The organism is Stenotrophomonas sp. GD03877 (assembly GCF_029840555.1).
GTDB classification, from domain to species: Bacteria; Pseudomonadota; Gammaproteobacteria; order Xanthomonadales; family Xanthomonadaceae; genus Stenotrophomonas; species Stenotrophomonas geniculata.
Map to the genome: position 1 here is coordinate 19,096 of NZ_JAOCCT010000026.1, position 17,205 is coordinate 36,300.

Annotated in this window: 14 protein-coding genes; 5 read left to right on the forward strand and 9 right to left on the reverse strand. The window is 66.8% G+C overall.

All coding sequences use genetic code 11. The features are described 5' to 3' along the window. The first annotated feature begins 3 nt into the window (after positions 1–3). The 4 genes from N5D20_RS17555 to N5D20_RS17570 all read left to right on the forward strand — a co-directional run bounded on the left by N5D20_RS17555 (position 4) and on the right by N5D20_RS17570 (position 2,561). Positions 4–855, forward strand: coding sequence for a DUF2145 domain-containing protein (locus N5D20_RS17555; RefSeq protein ID WP_010484195.1), 852 nt, complete (start codon positions 4–6; stop codon positions 853–855). A 19-nt stretch (positions 856–874) separates the two neighbouring features. Then, positions 875–1,378 carry a hypothetical protein gene (locus N5D20_RS17560; protein ID WP_029379931.1) on the forward strand — a complete coding sequence of 168 codons (504 nt, stop codon included), beginning with the start codon at positions 875–877 and terminating at the stop codon, positions 1,376–1,378. A gap of 32 nt (positions 1,379–1,410) precedes the next feature. Further along, positions 1,411–1,926, forward strand: a complete 516-nt coding sequence (locus tag N5D20_RS17565) for a hypothetical protein (protein WP_049480269.1) — start codon at positions 1,411–1,413, stop codon at positions 1,924–1,926. A gap of 74 nt (positions 1,927–2,000) precedes the next feature. Continuing rightward, entirely contained in the window at positions 2,001–2,561 is a 561-nt protein-coding gene (locus N5D20_RS17570; RefSeq protein WP_004153940.1) for a queuosine precursor transporter, read from the forward strand. A gap of 142 nt (positions 2,562–2,703) precedes the next feature. Here the strand turns inward: N5D20_RS17570 and glnE are convergent, their stop codons facing one another. Beyond that, positions 2,704–5,499, reverse strand: a complete 2,796-nt coding sequence (glnE, locus tag N5D20_RS17575) for a bifunctional [glutamate--ammonia ligase]-adenylyl-L-tyrosine phosphorylase/[glutamate--ammonia-ligase] adenylyltransferase (RefSeq protein ID WP_279914759.1) — start codon at positions 5,497–5,499, stop codon at positions 2,704–2,706. Positions 5,500–5,886: 387 nt separating this feature from the next. On the opposite strand from glnE, the gene N5D20_RS17580 reads away from it, so the two are divergent. Beyond that, positions 5,887–7,401 (forward strand): acetyl-CoA hydrolase/transferase family protein, encoded by a 1,515-nt coding sequence (locus tag N5D20_RS17580; RefSeq protein ID WP_099551328.1) that lies wholly within the window; start codon positions 5,887–5,889, stop codon positions 7,399–7,401. A 95-nt stretch (positions 7,402–7,496) separates the two neighbouring features. Here the strand turns inward: N5D20_RS17580 and N5D20_RS17585 are convergent, their stop codons facing one another. From N5D20_RS17585 to N5D20_RS17620, 8 genes are all read right to left on the reverse strand, one after another. Continuing rightward, positions 7,497–8,858: a VOC family protein gene (locus N5D20_RS17585; protein ID WP_010484201.1), complete on the reverse strand. Its 1,362-nt coding sequence runs from the start codon at positions 8,856–8,858 to the stop codon at positions 7,497–7,499. A 160-nt stretch (positions 8,859–9,018) separates the two neighbouring features. Beyond that, positions 9,019–9,507 carry a hypothetical protein gene (locus N5D20_RS17590; RefSeq protein ID WP_171953738.1) on the reverse strand — a complete coding sequence of 163 codons (489 nt, stop codon included), beginning with the start codon at positions 9,505–9,507 and terminating at the stop codon, positions 9,019–9,021. Between the two features lie 31 nt (positions 9,508–9,538). Beyond that, complete coding sequence (locus N5D20_RS17595; RefSeq protein ID WP_171953737.1) at positions 9,539–10,291, reverse strand: HAD family hydrolase; 753 nt, start codon at positions 10,289–10,291, stop codon at positions 9,539–9,541. 95 nt (positions 10,292–10,386) lie between these two features. Beyond that, positions 10,387–10,797: an EF-hand domain-containing protein gene (locus N5D20_RS17600; RefSeq protein WP_004139214.1), complete on the reverse strand. Its 411-nt coding sequence runs from the start codon at positions 10,795–10,797 to the stop codon at positions 10,387–10,389. 232 nt (positions 10,798–11,029) lie between these two features. Next, the gene (locus N5D20_RS17605) at positions 11,030–11,401 is read right to left on the reverse strand and encodes a hypothetical protein (RefSeq protein ID WP_099560566.1); all 372 of its coding nucleotides are present in this window, start codon (positions 11,399–11,401) and stop codon (positions 11,030–11,032) included. Between the two features lie 520 nt (positions 11,402–11,921). Beyond that, positions 11,922–12,635 (reverse strand): M15 family metallopeptidase, encoded by a 714-nt coding sequence (locus N5D20_RS17610; RefSeq protein WP_279914760.1) that lies wholly within the window; start codon positions 12,633–12,635, stop codon positions 11,922–11,924. Beyond that, positions 12,568–14,121 (reverse strand): serine hydrolase, encoded by a 1,554-nt coding sequence (locus N5D20_RS17615; RefSeq protein WP_279914761.1) that lies wholly within the window; start codon positions 14,119–14,121, stop codon positions 12,568–12,570. Before N5D20_RS17615 ends, N5D20_RS17610 begins: the two co-directional genes overlap by 68 nt. Before the next feature lie 83 nt (positions 14,122–14,204). After that, positions 14,205–17,204, reverse strand: a complete 3,000-nt coding sequence (locus tag N5D20_RS17620) for a TonB-dependent receptor (RefSeq protein ID WP_143994099.1) — start codon at positions 17,202–17,204, stop codon at positions 14,205–14,207. Position 17,205 lies beyond the last annotated feature (1 nt).

Here is a 17,205-nt window from a genome sequence, read left to right on the forward strand (position 1 = left end):
GACATGGATCGTTTCTCCCGCCTGCCCCGCGCCGCCCTGCTGATCGCCAGCCTGTTGGCGACTGCACCGGCCTGGGCCAACAGCACCGAGTGCCGCGAGCGCTACCCGAGCGTGGCGTCGCAGGCGGCGATGCTGGACGTGGCCTGGACCACCGCCGAGCGCCTGGATGCGCTGCCCGATGTGGACGTGGTGGTCGCCGCGCGCGGTGGCCAGGATCTGAGCCGCTACGGCCTGCGACACAGCCATCTGGCCTTCCTTTTGCGCGAGGACGATGGCCGCTGGCGCGCGATGCACCTGCTCAACCGCTGCAAGACCGACAGCTCGCAGCTGTACCACGAAGGGCTGGGCAACTTCGTCGGCGAGAGCGGCGGCCATACCGACCTGCGCATCGGCGTGCCGGCGGCGCCGCTGCGTGCCGCGTTGAAGGCGATGCTGGTGTCGCCCTCGATCCAGCCCAAGGCGCTGCACGAGACCAGGTACAACGTGGTCGCCTACCCGTTCGCCACCGACTACCAGAACTCCAACCAGTGGGTGCTGGAGGTGCTGGCCGCGGCAATGGCGCAGGCCGAAGGCGCGCCGGCCATCGTCAAGCGCGAACAGGCCCAGCAGTGGCTGCGCCAGCAGAAGTACCAGCCCAGCGTGCTGCATATCGGCCTGGGCAAGCGCGTGGGTGCGCGCCTGTTCGTGGCCAACGCCACCACCACCGACCATCCGGCCGGCGAACGCATCTCCGGCAACTATTCGGTGGTGACGGTGGAATCGGTATTCGACTTCCTGCACCAGCACAGCCAACTGCAGCAGGAACTGGTGATCCCCCATGTGCCGGTGGCCGGTGCTGCCGCCGCCACGCCCTGAATCCAGCAAGGAGAACGACATGCGCACCCTGCCTGCCTTCCTGATGCCGATGCTGATCGTCGCGAGCCTGGCCTGGTCCACAGCCGCTCATGCAGAGCGCCGCATCGTGATCATCCATGACCCGGGTCCGCAGGGGCCGAGCCTGGAGATGTCCTCGCAGATGGTGAACTCGGCCCGTGCGGCGGCGGCGAAGGAAGCCCAGGATGCCGCCGATGCTGGCCAGCCGCTGGCGCGCCCGCAGCAGATCAAGCTGCCGCAGATGCAGGTGAGCGCCATCGCCACCACCGTCGACGGCCGCCGCGAAGTGCTGCTGCGTGATGCCAACGATCCGCAGAACACTGCGTCGATGCAGTACCCGCGCGGCATCGGCGATCCCGCCGTGCAGTTCACCGTGGGCCAGACCGTGAACTTCGAGCCCACTGGCAACGACCAGGGCTGGCAGCTGAAGGACAACCAGGGCCGCCCGCTGGAATACCTGCCCGAGGCCACCGGCCCGCGCGACATCTTCGATACCCGGCGCTGAGCCGCCGTCCCCACCCTGACCAGGAGGTCTCCATGTTCCGTTGCCTGCGCGTTCCCGCCACTGCCCTGCTGCTTTCGGCGCTGGTGGTGCCCACTGTCCATGCCGGCGCCGCGCCACAGTTGAACAGCGGCCAGACCAGCGTGCTGGTCACGTCGCTGATCGTGCTGTCGATTCCGTTGGCCACGTCGATGGGATTGGCCGAACTGTCCAAGGCCCCGTTCAAGGCCAGCGAGCGCAACGGCAAGGTCGCCGCACGCACACCGGCGGTTCCGCTGCCGCCGATGGAGGTGAAGCAGGTCGCCACCACGCCAGCCGGTGATCGCCAGGTGCACCTGCAGGTACCCGGCAAGGCCGACCAGACCGCAACGCTGCAATGGCCGGCGGCTGCAGGCGATGACCCGGTCGCCGGCTTCATCGTTGGCCAGCAGGTGCGTTTCGACCCGACCGACGCCGGTGCCGGCTGGACCGTGAAGAGCGCGCAGGGCCAGGCGCTGGCCTATGTGCCGACCGCCTACGCCGCCGGCGACGTGCTGAGCGAGGTGCTGTAAAGCTGAACGACCGGTTTTGGCTTTGCCGCGGGCCGGGCGGATAATGGGCGATCCCCTTTGTCCCCTGGCTCGCCATGTCCGTGCGTCCTGCCCCTGTGTTTGCCCCGCTGACCCCGCGCGCCCTGGTGCTGGCGGTACTGGCGATGGGCGCAGTGGTGCTGCTGTCCAACGTACTGGTGCAGTACCCGATCAATGACTGGCTGACCTGGGGTGCCTTCAGTTATCCGGTGGCGTTTCTGGTCAGCAACCTGATCAACCGCCGTTTCGGCCCGGGCCCCGCCCGCCGCGTGGCGTGGATCGGCTTCCTGGTGGCGGTGCTGCTGTCGGTATGGGTTGCCACGCCGCGCATCGCCATTGCTTCGTGTTCGGCCTTCATCGTGGCGCAGCTGCTGGACATCACCGTGTTCGACCGCCTGCGCCGTGGCAGCTGGTGGCGCGCGCCGATGGTGGCCACCACCTGCAGTGCGACGGTGGATACCACCATTTTCTGGTCGATCGCGTTTGCCGGCTCCGCCCTGCCGTGGGTGAGCTGGGCCGCCGGCGACCTGGCCGTGAAGCTGGCCATCGGCGTCTGCCTGCTGGCCCCGTTCCGCGCGTTGCTGTGGAAGATGGCGCCGCTGCGCGCCACCAGCTGAACGCACATGCTCTGGTAGGTACCGACCGTTGGTCGGCACGCTCCATCAGAGTTCATCACCGCTGACAGATTGTGCCGACCAACGGTCGGCACCTACCAACAGCGGATCATCCCCGGGCAATTGCGCTAATGGGTGCACCCACTCACCCGAACGGCAACGCCGCGGCTCTGCACGCTGCCGTAATCGCGGCACACGCCTCTTCAATCGCGGGCGTGGTCGGTGCCAGTCGCGGACGTCGATCCAGCGTGCAGGCCAGGCCTACGTCCAGCAACGTGGCATGTGCGCCATGCAGCGCCTCTGCGGTGTCTTCCGGCAGGAAACCGACAACCGCCAACGCGTCGATCAACGACGGCGTATCGCGTGGTTGCAGCAGCGCCGCATGCTGCGCGCTGCGCGCCAGCACGCCGGTCTGCAGCAGGAACTCCAGGTCCACTACGCCACCGGCACCCTGCTTCAGGTCCAGCCGCGCGGCATCGCTGCGGTCCAGCTCGGTGCGCATGCGTCCACGCATCTTCAGCACATCGGCATACAGCGTGGCCGGATCGCGCTCACGCCCCAGCGTCTGCGCACGCACCTGTTCGAAGTCGGCCAGCAGGCTGGCATCACCGGCCACGCCGCGTGCGCGCACCAAGGCCTGGTGTTCCCAGGTCCATGCGCGTTCGCGCTGGTATTCGGTGTAGCTGGCCAACGAAGACACCAGCGAACCCTTGCCCCCGTCCGGGCGCAGGCGCACGTCGATGTCGTACAGACGGCCCGCAGCAGTGACCGCACCGAGCAGCGCCATCACCTTCTGCGCCAGGCGCGCATACCAACGCCCCGGCTCCAGCGGACGCGCGCCGTCGCTGGCGTCCACGCCGGCCGGATTGTCGTGCAGGAACACCAGGTCCAGATCGGAGCCGAAGCCCAGTTCCAGGCCACCCAGGCTGCCGTAGCCGATGATCGCGAAGCGGCCACCGGGAATCTCTCCGTGTGCGGCGCGCATGTCCGCCTCGGCCATTGCCAGCACGGTGACCACCACCGCCTGCGCCAGCTCGGCCAGTTGCCGGGTGCTGTCCACCGCCCCCTGGCGCCCGTCCAGCGTGGCCATCGCCATGCGGAAGCTCAGCGCCAGCCGCGTCTCGTTGAGCCAGCGCAGCGCAGATTCGGGATCCTCCACCGCCAGCACCTGCTGGCACTCGGCCAGCATGCCGGCGGCATCGGGCATCGGCCCGGACACGCGCACGTCCAGCAGTTCGTCCAACAGCAGCGGATACGCCGCCAGGCGTTCGGCCAGCAGCGCACTGCGCGCCAGCACATCGACCAGGCGCGCCAATGCACTCGGTTGTTCGTCCAGCAGCGCGAGATAGCTGGTCCGGCGCAGCACCGCCTGCAGCAGGCCAAGCACGCGCTTGAGCGCGGCGTCCGGCTGCGGTGAACGCGTGGCGGCATGCAGCAGCGCCGGCAGCACACGGTCCAGGCGTGCGCGGGCCGCGTCGGACAGTGACTTCACGCCGGTGCCCTGGGCGAAATCGCGCAGCGACTGGTCGGCGCCGTTGGCATCGAGGAAACCGGCTTCGGCCAGCAGCGGTGCATTGCTGCCGTCGGGCAGGCTGCGCCAGTAGTTGGCCAGTGCATCGGGCGCGGCCTGGCCCTTGCGCGGCGCGAGCAATGCGGCGAATTCGGTACTGACCCGTGCCTGCTGCACGGCCAGCGCCGCGCACAGCACGTCCCAGTCCGGATAGCCGAGGCCGACGGCAATGCGCTCGCGGTCCAGCGCATCGCTGGGCAGCACATGCGTCTGCGCATCACGCAACATCTGCAGGCGGTTTTCCAGGCGGCGCAGGAACAGGTAAGCCTCGCGCAGCGCGCTGCCATCCTCAGGCGCGATCTGTCCGGCGGCGACCAAGGCGTCCAGCGCCACCAGCAGGCGGCGCTCGCGCAGTGCTGGTTCACGGCCACCGCGGATCAGCTGCAGCGCTTGGCACAGGAACTCGATTTCGCGGATGCCACCGGCGCCGCGCTTGATGTCTTCATGCAGTTCACGGCGCGCGACTTCGGCGGTGATCGCCGCCTTCATCTCGCGCAGGCCGTCCAGTGCGGTGAAATCCAGGTAGCGGCGGTACACGAACGGGCGCAGGGTCTGCAGCCACGCTTCACCGGCGGCGATGTCGCCGGCCACCGCGCGCGCCTTCAGCCAGGCATAACGTTCCCAGTCGCGGCCTTCGCGCTGGAAATACTGGTCCATCGCTGCGAACGACAGCGCGACGCGGCCGGCGCTGCCGAACGGGCGCAGGCGCAGGTCGACGCGGTGGCTGAAGCCATCGACCGTGGTTTCGTCCAGCAGCTTGGCCAGGCGCTGGCCGAGGCGGGCGAAATACTCTTCGGCGGCCAGCGCGCGCGGGCCATCGGATTCGCCGCCGTGCGGGTAGGCGTAGACCAGGTCGATATCGGAACTGAAGTTCAGCTCGCCGCCGCCCAGCTTGCCGAGGCCAAACACCACCAGCTGCTGCGGAGCGCCTTCGCCATCGCGGACCACGCCGTGGCGTTGGGCGAATTCCTGCTGCAGGGCGTCCAGTGCCAGCCGCAGGCAGTCTTCGGCCAAAGCGGTGGCGCCGGCGAGGGTCTGCGGCACGTCGTCGAGGCCGGCCAGGTCGCGCCAGATCAGCCGCGTGGACATGGCGGTGCGCCAGCGCCGTATCTGCGCCGGCCAGTCGCTGGGCTGTAGCGGATCGAGCACCGGCGCCGGGATCGGCGGGCAACCGGGCGCCGCCAGCTGCGCGAGCAGCGCCGGTTGCCGCACGAGGGTGTCCAGCGCGAAGTCACTGGTCACCGCCAGCCGGGTCAGCAGCGGCAGCAGTTCGGCAGGAACGGGCTCGGGCAGGACCTGGGCCAGGCGCGCCAGGGCGCGGTCGACAACGGGCTGGAGGGCGGCGGACAGTTCGGCGGGGGCGAGGGTCATGCCCTGATTCTCGCGGGGTCGGATCCCTTTGCCAACGGCGAAGGGCTCTGCCCCCGAGATGCCGCCGCTTGATCCCGCGGGTGGGATCAGAGCCTTTTGCCCTTGGCAAAAGGATCCGACCCTGAAGGGGTGCCGCGTATTCATACTGGATGACAGGCAATAAAAAAGCCCGCTTGCAGCGAACTGCCAGCGGGCTCTGCTCCCTCCCCCACGTCGGGATGCAGGGCCATCGTGCGGGCTGCGAAAGCACTTTGCACGCTGCACTGCAAAACAAAACCGGCGGGTATGGGTGAGCCCTCCGGGGAAAAGCCATTCCACGAAGGTAGAACCCCCCGTACGGATGAGGATGGCCGATAATCGGAATTCCCCCCAGCAACACGTGTCGTCATGTCTGTTGATCGCATCGCCAACGCGCGTCTCCGTGACCGCGTGGTCTCCGCAGAGGCCGCAGCCGCGCTGATCCAGCCCGGTGAAACCGTGGCCATGAGCGGCTTTACCGGCTCCGGGTATCCCAAGGCCGTTCCCGTGGAACTGGCCCGCCGCATCGAAGCGGTGCATGCCCAGGGCCAGCCCTTCCAGATCAGCCTGATGACCGGCGCCTCCACCGCGCCGGAACTCGATGGCGCGCTGGCCAAGGCTGATGGCATCGCCATGCGCATGCCGTTCCAGAGCGACCCGGATGCGCGCAACCGCATCAACGAGGGCAAGCTGGATTACATCGACATCCACCTCAGCCACGTTGCCCAGCACGTGTGGTTCGGCTTCTACGGCGAGATCGATACTGCGGTGATCGAAGTCTCGGCCATCCGCGAAGATGGCTCGCTGGTGCCCTCCACCTCGGTCGGCAACAACAAGACCTGGTTGGACCTGGCGAAGAAGGTGATCGTCGAGGTCAACGAATGGCAGCCGGCCGGCGTCGACGGCATGCACGACATCTACTACGGCACCGCGTTGCCGCCGCACCGCAAGCCGATTCCGCTGGTGAACGCCAACGACCGCATCGGCGACACCGCGCTGCGCTGCGACCCGGACAAGATCGTGGCCGTGGTACGCACCAACGGTCCGGACCGCAACAGCCCGTTCAGCCCGATCGATGCGACCAGTGAACAGATCGCCTCGCACCTGATCGAGTTCCTGCAGCACGAAGTGAAGAAGGGCCGCCTGCCGCCGAACCTGCTGCCGCTGCAGTCGGGCGTGGGCAACATCCCCAACGCCGTGCTGGCCGGCTTGGCCAAGAGCGGTTTCCGCGACCTGGCCGCGTTCACTGAAGTGATCCAGGACGGCATGCTCGACCTGCTGCGCGACGGCGTGCTGAGCTATGCCTCGTGCACCGGCTTCGCGCTGAGCCCGCAGGCCAACGAGACGTTCAAGGAGAACATCGATTTCTACCGCGAGCGCATCATCATGCGCACGCAGGAAATCTCCAACCATCCGGAACTGGTGCGCCGCCTGGGCTGCATCGGCATGAACGGCATGATCGAGGTGGACATCTACGGCAACGTCAATTCGACGCACGTGATGGGCACGCGCATCATGAACGGCATCGGCGGTTCGGGTGACTTTGCCCGCAATGGTTTCCTGTCAGCGTTCCTGAGCCCGTCCACCGCCAAGAACGGCACCATCTCGGCGATCGTGCCGATGGCCAGCCATGTCGATCACACCGAGCACGATGTGTCGGTGATCGTCACCGAACAGGGCTTGGCCGACCTGCGCGGGCTGACCCCGCGCAAGCGCGCGCAGGTACTGATCGACAACTGCGCGCACCCGGATTTCCGGCCGCAGTTGCAGGATTACTTCGACCGTGCCAGCCGCGAGAGCTACGGCAAGCACACCCCGCATCTGCTGCCGGAAGCGCTGTCGTGGCACCAGCGCTGGCTGGATACCGGCACGATGAAGGGCTGATTATTCTCGGTTCGCCGGGCATGGCCCGGCGCTACCAGCTTCCAGTGGGTGCGGACCTTGGTCCGCACCCACCACGCGCACCAAAGCGGTGCCGATCAGGCGCGCAGCGCCGCCAGCGATTCCGCCTGCAGCCGCTCGTAGATCTCGAACTCGTCATTCACCGCCACGCCCAGCGCCTGCTCGAAGGCCTCGCGGTTGGCGTGCGCGGCATAGGCGCGCTGTTCTTCGCCGCCCAGGTTCGACTGGAAGATGCCCGCGGCGCTGACCGGCAGGAAATCCTCGTAGACGATCGGGTCGGCCGTCGCCAGGCCCGCGGCCACCAGCACTTCAGCCGGCAGATCCGCCACGCGCTCGGGCGCGGCACGGCCGGCGTCGGTCAGCTGGTAACGGTAATAGCCCAGGCCTTCCTGGCGCAGCGTGTCATGGTCATCCGGGAAGCTGGCGAACACCGCCTGCAGGCGCTGGCCGTAGTCGCCGCCGGTGCTGCCTTCGCCACCGGCATCGCGTGCCTGCGACAGCAGCTGGTCGTACAGCGCGCGGCCCTTCGGGGTCAGCGCAAGGCCGCGCTGTTCGATCTCGCCGAAGCGCGCGGTATGCGTGCCGGCATCGCCACCTTCCGCGTCCGGGAAATGCACTGCCTCTTCCAGCGCCTTGAAGCTGGTCTGGCGCAGCAGGATCGGGCAGGCGCGGCGCGGCGGGCCTTCGATCACCGCCTTGGCCGCCATGCCGTGTTCGATCATCGCCGCCTGCGCAGCGTCGATGTCCAGCGTGCGCGGGGTCAGGTGATTGATGTGCGGGCCGCGGAAACTGACCACGTCGGCCACCAGCCGATGCGCGTTGTGCAGCGCGTGGTAGGTCGGCAGGTCGACCGTGGCATCGCCGTGCCAACGGAAGGTTTCCAGTGCTTGCTCGACGAAGCGCTCGGCATCGGCCTGCGCCAGGCCACCGTCACGCTCGGCCTGGTCGATCAGTGCCAGCGCGCCCTCGGTGAAGATGCGGCGGCGCGCAAGGATCTTCGCCGATTCGGCACGCAGCGCTTCGTCTTCGATCAGCTCCAGGCGCAGCAGCGAGGTGAACACGCGGAATGGATTCTGTGCCAGCGCGGCGCCGGTAAGCGGGCGGAACGCGGTGGAATGCACCGGCACGCCCGCGACCGACAGGTCGTAGTAGCCGACCGGGTACATGCCCATCACGGCGAACAGGCGGCGCAGCGTCGCCAGTTCCTGCACGGTGCCGACGCGGATCGCGCCGTGGCGCTCTTCATCCAGGCGTGCGCGCTCGTCGTTGCGCTGCAGCTGCGCGGCCAGCGCCGGGTCCTGCTCCAGCACCTGCGCGTTGATCCGCTCCACCAGTTCCACCAGCGTGCCGTACAACGGCACTTCGGTGCGGTACATGCGGGACATGGCCTGTGCGAACAGGCGGCGGATCACATCAGGCGAAACGAAAGAGGCGCTCATCAGTCACTCGATTACGGGAACGGGGAACAGCTCGAACCCGTATTGTCGCCGGAGTGCGTGGCGGCGGCGATATGCAGAGCAACATGAAACATCGGTAGCGCCGGGCCATGCCCGGCGGATCCCAAGGCCGCGCTGCGCGCTCGCCGGGCTTGGCCCGGCGCTACCGCTTCAACTGGCGCCTGAGGGTGGCATCCAGGGTGATCGGCCGGTCCCAGTGCTGGTAGCTGGCCACGATGGCATGGCGCACGGCGCGGTAATGCAGGTTGTCCGGCGTGGTGGGCATGCGCTTCACCACCGCCTCCCAGCCGCCCTCCGGGTCCTGGCTGAAGGCGCGCACGCTCTCACGGCAGGTCTGGCCGCTGGCCTTGGCCCAGAAACAGGCGAAGTAGATATCCCCAGCCTGCCAACCGTGGGTGGTGAACAGCGCGCTGATGTAGCCACGCGGCACGTCGGCGTAGCGCGACACTTCGTCGAGGAAGGCGTCGGGGTAGCGCTCGGCGTAGTGGTTGATGTCCTGCAGCTGGGCATCGACCCAGCTGTCACCGGTCTCCACCTCGTAGGCTGCCGAACGCTCGGCGGTCTGCTGGGCCAGCACGGTGGCCGGCACCAGCAGCAGGGACAACAACAGCGCGCGCAATCGGACGTTCATGCCCCGATTCTGCCGCAGCCGCCGGGTCCTGTCAGGCCACCGCAGCGGCCTTGGCCTCGATCGCCGCCAGTGCAGCCGGCCAATCGTGGGCGGTGTCGGCGGTGACCATGCGCGGTTCGTCGTCGGCCACACCATGCTGGGTCTCGTGTGCCCAGGTCACTGCATACGGGGTATGCACGCCCCAACCACCGAGGGTGACCACCGGCTCGATGTCCGAACGCAGCGAGTTGCCGACCATCACGAAGCGCTGCATCGGCAGATCGAATTCGGCCAGCACGCGGGCATAGGTTTCCGGATCTTTCTCCGAGACGATCTCGATGCGCGGGAACAGCTCGGCCAGGTTGGCGACCTTGATCTTCGCTTCCTGGTGGAACAGGTCACCCTTGGTGATCAGCACCACCGGGTAGTGCTCGGCGATGGCTGCCACGGCTTCGCGCACACCGTCGATCAGTTCGACCGGGTGGCGCAGGGTGTCGTGGCCGATATCCAGAATGCGCTGGATATCCTTGGCCTCGATGCGCTGGCCGGTGATGTCGATGGCCGCTTCGATCATCGACAGGGTCATGCTCTTCACACCGTAGCCGAAGGTGCCCAGGTGGCGCTGCTGAACTTCCAGCAGGTGGCGCGCGGTCTGGGTGTCATGCACGTCGACGTAGCGCGACAGCAGGTCAAGGTAATCCTGCTCGGCCTTGCGGTAGTAGTCCTCGCTCTTCCACAGCGTATCGTCACCGTCAAAACCGACCAGGCCGATGGCGCGCGACGGCGCAGGCGTGGAGGTGTTCATCGGCCAAGGATACAGGGGTGGCGATGACGAGAAAAACCCGGGCGGCCGCAGCCGCCCGGGTCCCCATGCACCGGCCTTCCCGAATCAGGTGTGGATCAGCGGCCCTGGGCCGCGCCGGCACCCGCACCGGCCTGCTGCGCGGCCACGTAGGCCTTGTACTCATCGGCGCTCAGTTCACCGTCCTTGTTGGTATCGGCCTGGTCGAACACCTGGGCCAGGCCCGCGTTCACCTGTGCCTCGGTCTTGCTGATGGTGCCGTTGCCATCGGTATCGATGCTGGCCCAGGTCTGGCCACCGCCATTGGCCTGCGCCGATGCCGCGGCGGCCGCATTGGTCGCCTGGTCAGCCGCCTGCCCTGCCTGTGCCGCCGACTGCTGCGCCTGCGCGGCTTCGTTCTGTGCCTGCGCGGCCTGCTGCTTGGCCGACTGGGCCATCGCCGGAATGGCCAGCACGCTGCCGGCGGCGACGATCAGGGCGATCAGGGGCTTGCGGTTGCGAATAGTCATCAGGGGTGTCTCCTACCGATTGGGTGGTGTTGCGCGGCGTGTTGTCTCCGCACGGCACCTACCCTGCCACCGCGTTTCTGAATCGATTTTGCCCCGCGACCAGCGTCAACACGCACGATTAACCACTCGCCTCCACGCATGCTTTAGCGCGGTGGTTAGCAGCAAGTGAGCAGCTCATAAGATGCGCATTCAGCGCTGCCGGATTTAACCGGCAACCAACGAAAAACCTGCGTCAGTCGACGTTCTGTGCCAATGACCGCGAACTGAACAACACCCAGCCGAGGGCAACACCGGCGAGCGCGCCGGCGATTTCCAGCACCACGCGGCTGCCGAGTTCGTTCGGATCATGGATGGTGGCGAGGAACAGGCGCGCGTACAGTGGGGATTCCAGCCGCACGATGCCCATGTAGAACAGCTTCCATGCATCGATGCCGGCGGAGATGATCACGGCGATGACGCAGGACCAGCCGATCGCGTGGCCGACTGTCCAGTGCAGGAGCCGGCACAGCTGCGACCACAGGAAGTACACCAGCAGCCCGACCAGCAGGGCGATGGCGCCCGCTTCCAGGGTACCGAGCAGGCCGAAGTGCAGGGGAAGGTTCATCGGGTGGGCAGGGATGAAGAGGCGGCCAGTGTAAGGGATCTGCCCCGGACCCAATCCGGCAGCCACGGTAGATCCACGCCATGCGTGGATGAATCTCTCGAAATCGAATATCTCGACGATTGAACAAAGAACAGCCGAGCATGGGCTCGGCTCTACAACGGACCGCGCGGGGAATTGTCGAAGGCTGGGTGGGTCCGGTTGCGGGGGCGTGAGCCGCATGGGCCCGAGGCATGCCTCGGGCGGGTTGGGCAGGACGCCCAACCCTGGCCTTGCCGTGCGTGCAGGACTGCGCGCACGAGCAAGCGGCGACCGAGCTTACATGGGTGAGGGCGCTTTGCTTGCGAAGCACTGCTTCGCAAGCGCCCGAACGCACAGCCGCCAGCGGCTGGGCCGGACCCCGGAGGGGGACTTGCAGCGTCCCACGCAACCGGACCCACCCAGCCATCCCACGGAATGCCAGCTGTTGCTTCGGCCGTTGCAGTTGCCTCTGCAGGTGCAGGGCGCAGCCCTGCCGATACCCCTACCGCACTGGGACGTCGTACGCGGTGCCGGGATCCGGTTCGGGCTGGAACGTGTAGTGCCACCACTCCTGCGGATAGTTCACGAAACCACGCCGTGCCATTGCCTGCACCAGTTGCCGCCGGTTCGCCTGCTGCGTCTCACTCAGCCCGCTCGTCTGCGTATGCGCGCGTGGCCCGAAGAAATCGAAGTCGGTGCCCATGTCCAGCGGCGTACATGCTCTGCTGCGGCAATCCAGCAGGCCCAGATCGACCGTGGCGCCGCGGCTGTGGCCGGAGCGCTCGGCGATATAGCCGTCGGCCAGCAGGCGCGGCTTGTCCAGGTCCGGGTACTGCAGCGCCTTGCGCGAGAGTTCGCCGGGGTCGTTCACCCAGGCCATGAAGGCCTGCACCGAACGCACCGGCCGGTAGCAGTCGTAGAGGCGCAGGCCGAAGCCATCGGCGCGCAGATCCTGTTCCACCTGCGCCAGCGCTTTCGCCACCGACGCCAGCAGGTAGCAGGACGACGCCTCGTAGCCGGGCACGCGCGCGCCGGTGAAGTTGTTGGCGCCGGCGTAGCGGATGTCCATGTCGATGCCTGGCGACAACGTGCGGATCTCCACCAAACCAGCGCTGGCCGCGTCGGTGGCCGGTGAAACACGCGGTGGCTCAGCGGCGCTGGCGGTCGCTGCCAGCGCAGTCGCCAGTACGAGTGAAATGCAGGTCCTGGAAGTCATAGCTGAAGTCGATGTCCGGATCGATGGCGCGCAGGTCCAGCGTCGGTACCGGGCCCTCGCCTGGCTGCAACCACGCCTGCGCTTCGTCGCCAAGCGTATCCCAGCGCAGCAGCCAGCGCCCCTGCAACTTCAGCACGGCCGCCTGCAGCGCTGGCGACTTGTCGACGCTGAAGCGCAGGCCGTCCTTGCCCGCGCACAGCGAGGCCGGACCCAGCCAGGGATCGGCGTAGCGGCCCTGCCAGCGCTGCAGATCGGTGACGGCGGCCGGTTGTGCGCCCCTGGTGGAGGGCACAGGACTCCCCGTGGCGGCGCGCACGGCCCGATCAGCCGCCAGTTCCGCTAGGTAGTACCCCACATGCTGCGCGTCTTCCGGCGCGGTGAACTGTTTCAGCGTCGACTGCATCAGCGCGGTACGCGCGTCTTCGGCCTCGCCGTTGATCAGTATCACCACACCGACCTTGCGGTCCGGCAGCAGCGCCAGCGAGGAATACATGCCTGTCAGGGTACCGGTATGGGCGACTTTCCAGTGCCCGTCCATGTCCGACACCCGCCAGCCCAACCCATAGCCGTAGAAACGGGTGTTGTCCCAGTCGCGTTGGCGCTCGCCCAGCGGCATTGGCATGTGCAGCGTCCACAGCATGCGGCGCTGCTCGGCGCCCAACCACGCCGGTACCAGCGCCGGGTCCAGCAGCACCTGCATCCAGCGGGTCATGTCGCGCAGCGAACAGCGGATGCCACCGGCCGCCATCGACGTCAGATCGGGGCTGAGCGCTCCATCACCAGCGACCACCACGTTGCGGCCATCGCGCCGCACATGCGGTTGGGCGACATTGCCAATCTGCTTCACCGACCATGCGCCCACCTGGCAGCGGGTCATCCCCAGCGGCTCAAACACCCGCTCGCGCATCAGCTGGTCATAGGGCTTGCCACCGGCGGCCGCAGCCACCTCACCGGCAACGACGTACATCAGGTTGTCGTAGGCATAGCCGCTGCGGAAACTGGTGACCGGTTTCAGGTGTGCCAGCCCGGCGATGACGTCGCTGCGGGTGAAGGCATTGGGCTCAGGCCACAGCATCAGGTCGCCGGCACCCAGGCCGAGGCCGCTGTTGTGGATCAGCAGATCGCGTACCTGCAGATGCTCGCCCACCCACGGGTCATGCATGCGGAACGCTGGCAGGTGGCGCTGCACCGGGTCAGCCCAACCCAGCTTGCCCTGCTGCACCAGCGTGGCCAGCAGCGCGGCGGTCATCGCCTTGCTGTTGGAGGCGATCTTGAACAGCGTGTCCTCGTCGATGCGGCCACCGTCACCACGCGCGCCTTCAGTGTGGCGATAGACCACCTGGCCATCCTCGACCACCGCCATCGCCAGCCCCGGCAGGTGCTCGTGCTGGTCCACAAAGGCGATGGCGGCATCCAGTCGTGCGCCATCCACTGCTTGGGCAGCGGGGCTCGCCAGTACAGCGACCAGTAGCAACAGACGATGCAAGGCAGTCTCCGTCAGGCGGTGCCGGATCATATCCGGCGATCACAGACCCGCGCCGCCCGGCAGGGCGGCGCATGGATGCGTCCTCAATAGCTCCAGGTCACCGTCAGCTGTGCGTAGCGCGGTGACTGGAATCCAGTGCCATAACCATACATCGGGTTCGGCGTTCCGATGCTGTCCTGCGGCTCGTAATCCTGGTCCACGGTCACCACGCGCTGCTGGTTCAGAACGTTGTACACCGCCAACTTCAGGCGCAGGTCGGTGGGGATCGGCACTTTGTACGAAACACTCACGTCCAGGTCGTAGGTCCACGGCGTGCGCCCATCGCCGCCGCGCGGCGAATGCACGAACACACGTTCGGACGGTACCGTCGCCTGGCAGTTGGACACGCACACGTAGTAGCTGTGGAAGTCGGTGTCGTCGAAAGGATTGCCGGCACCGAAGCGCGTGATCGGGCTGCCCGACTGTATGCCCAGGGTGGCGGCCACGCTCAGGTTCTCGGTCAACGCGTAGCTGCCGCGGAACTTGAACTGATGGCGGCGATCGTTGGCCAGGTAGCCGTAGCCGCGATAGTTGACCCACGGGTTGTCGAAGTTCTCGGTGCGGCCGGCATCGGCGAAGTCGGTATCGGAGTTGACCGGGCCTTCGGCGTTGCCGCGCCCATAGGCCAGGGTATAGGACGCGTTGAAGCCCCACTTGCCATCCCACGCACGGTCGACCTGCAGTTCCAGCGCCTTGTAGTCGCGCTTGGGCTTTACCCAGCCGCGCTGGCCCACGTAGTTGCCATCATCGTCGTACAGCGCCCAGCCTTCCCTGGATGTGTCGATGTTGATCCAGCCATCATTGGTGCCATCACAGTTGGTGTCGCCCCAGACAGTGTTGGTGCGTCCCGGGTTGCCCATGATCCACACCCCGTCGATGGCACCGCATTGGCCGGTGGCGGTGATGTTCATGTCATCGATGGCGTTGTGCAGGCGGCGGTAAGTCACGCTGGCGCCAACCGACCAGGCCTCGTTGATCATCTGCTGGAAGCCCAGGATCGCTTCATCCTGGTAGACCGGATCCATGTCCCGGTTCACTTCAGCGCGCAGGTCCGGCACGCTGCCATCGCCCTGCGAATTGTCCACCGGTCCGATCTGCGCGCCCAGCACCGGCACATTGTTGGCCGCGCCGCTGTAGCCCAGGAACTCATACCAGGTGCGTTCGTCGAGGAAGCCACCGGCCTGCTTGATGTTGATGACGTTGGCCACCGGCAGGAAGTAGCGCCCCAGGTTGCCAAACACCTTGGTGGTGCCATCGCCACGCACGTCCCACGAGAAGCCGAGACGTGGCGCCACCATGTCATCGATCTTGATGTAGCTGCTGCCATCGCCGCCCTTGTTGTCGAAGGCTTCCAGGCGCACGCCCATGTTCAGCAGCAGGTTCGGCGTCACCTGCCAGTTGTCTTCCAGGTACCAGGCCGAGTTGATGGTCTCAAATGCACCCTCCACCTCATAGCGGCGCGTACGCGCCACCAGGCCACTGGCCGGCACCACGCCGCCGTTGAGTGAACTTCCCGGAGTACGCGCATAGATGTCGTAGCGCAGGCCGCCCGGACCGGGGTAGGCACGGCTGTAGTCGGAGGTATTTTCCTCGCGGTCCATGCCGAAGCGCAGCAGGTGATTGCCCAGTGTCCATTCGAAATCGGCGCGGGCGGCCTTGCGGGTATCCAATGCTGATTCCAGCTGCGAGCTGCTGGTGCAGCTGCGGTCACCCTGCAGCGAGGGTGGCACGCCCTGGCTGGCCGTTCGGTTGTCGAACACACGGTTGCAGTTCTCGTCCATCAACGAGCTCTGCATGCGGTTGCGCTTGTTCTCGCCATACATCAGCTTCATGGTCAGGTCGCTGTTGACCTGCCAGCTATAGGTGCCGGACCAGTTCTTGCCGCCCACCGTGTTGTAGATCTGGTTGCTGCGCTCACCCACAGTCTGTCCCGTGGCGTAGTCGTAATCGTAGACATCGGTGAGCGTCTTGCTCTTGTCCGAGAATCCGAACAGCGACAGCATCTGGTTGTCGGTGATCTGCCAGTCGATCTTGCCGCCCCAGAACGGATCATCGGCCTTGCCCTGGCTCAGGCGGGTGCCAGCGTCGTTGGTCGATGTCGGGCGGTAGTCGCGAGCTTCATACATGCCGAAGAAGAACAAGCGGTCCTTCACCAGCGCACCGGACGCGAATACGTTCAGCGCACTGCGACTGTAGTCATCGCGGCTCGCTGTGATGTAGCGGCTGCCGCTGCCGTCGTAGCGGTCGCGCGCCTGCGACTGCCAGGCACGCGGTTCGAACACCAGTTCGGCACCGGCCTTGAAGTCGTTGCTGCCCGACCGGGTGACTGCGTTGATGACACCGCCGGTACTGCGCCCGAACTCTACCGAATAGCCGCCAGTCTTGACCTGGAATTCCTGGTAGAACGAGAACGGCACCGACGAGAAGCCGACCCGGTTGTAGAAGTCGGTAACGTTCAGGCCGTTGATGTAGACGGTGTTCTCGGCCACCGACGAACCTCCGAAGGAAATGCCCTGGCCGCCCAACGAGCCCTTGCCCTTCACCGCGCCGGGCGCGAGCAGTGCCACGGCGGTGATGTCACGGTCCACCGGCAGACGCGAAAGCTCTTCGCGGGTGATGTTCGTGGCCGATTCGGTGGACTTGACATCCACCATCGACACCACCTGCGGTGCACGTACCTCGACCGTACCCAGCGTGCTGACCGCACCCAGCGGCACGTTCACCGTCGTCGCACTGCCAAGGCTGACGGTGACCTGGCCAACACGGCTGGCCGCTCCACCCGGCAGGCTCACGTCCATCTCGTAGGTGCCGACCGGCAGCAACGGGATGCGGTAGCTGCCATTGGCGTCGGCCTGCACCGATCGGACAAAGCCCGTGGCGGGGTTGCGTACGGTAACCGTGGCACCGGCCGGCACCTGGCCGGCATCGCTGACCAACCGGCCGACCACCGAACCATCCTGTGCGAATGCGCTGGGCGCGATCACGCCCAGACACGCCCCGAGGGCGACGCACAACGCCGCCCGCTTGATGCTGTAAGCCTTCATC

Bases quoted from the DNA above. Each gene is read 5' to 3' on its own strand.
- N5D20_RS17555 (WP_010484195.1), top strand. From the start codon at position 4: ATGGATCGTTTCTCCCGCCTGCCCCGCGCCGCCCTGCTGATCGCCAGC.
- N5D20_RS17560 (WP_029379931.1), top strand. From the start codon at position 875: ATGCGCACCCTGCCTGCCTTCCTGATGCCGATGCTGATCGTCGCGAGC.
- N5D20_RS17565 (WP_049480269.1), top strand. From the start codon at position 1,411: ATGTTCCGTTGCCTGCGCGTTCCCGCCACTGCCCTGCTGCTTTCGGCG.
- N5D20_RS17570 (WP_004153940.1), top strand. From the start codon at position 2,001: ATGTCCGTGCGTCCTGCCCCTGTGTTTGCCCCGCTGACCCCGCGCGCC.
- glnE (WP_279914759.1), bottom strand. From the start codon at position 5,499: ATGACCCTCGCCCCCGCCGAACTGTCCGCCGCCCTCCAGCCCGTTGTC.
- N5D20_RS17580 (WP_099551328.1), top strand. From the start codon at position 5,887: ATGTCTGTTGATCGCATCGCCAACGCGCGTCTCCGTGACCGCGTGGTC.
- N5D20_RS17585 (WP_010484201.1), bottom strand. From the start codon at position 8,858: ATGAGCGCCTCTTTCGTTTCGCCTGATGTGATCCGCCGCCTGTTCGCA.
- N5D20_RS17590 (WP_171953738.1), bottom strand. From the start codon at position 9,507: ATGAACGTCCGATTGCGCGCGCTGTTGTTGTCCCTGCTGCTGGTGCCG.
- N5D20_RS17595 (WP_171953737.1), bottom strand. From the start codon at position 10,291: ATGAACACCTCCACGCCTGCGCCGTCGCGCGCCATCGGCCTGGTCGGT.
- N5D20_RS17600 (WP_004139214.1), bottom strand. From the start codon at position 10,797: ATGACTATTCGCAACCGCAAGCCCCTGATCGCCCTGATCGTCGCCGCC.
- N5D20_RS17605 (WP_099560566.1), bottom strand. From the start codon at position 11,401: ATGAACCTTCCCCTGCACTTCGGCCTGCTCGGTACCCTGGAAGCGGGC.
- N5D20_RS17610 (WP_279914760.1), bottom strand. From the start codon at position 12,635: ATGACTTCCAGGACCTGCATTTCACTCGTACTGGCGACTGCGCTGGCA.
- N5D20_RS17620 (WP_143994099.1), bottom strand. From the start codon at position 17,204: ATGAAGGCTTACAGCATCAAGCGGGCGGCGTTGTGCGTCGCCCTCGGG.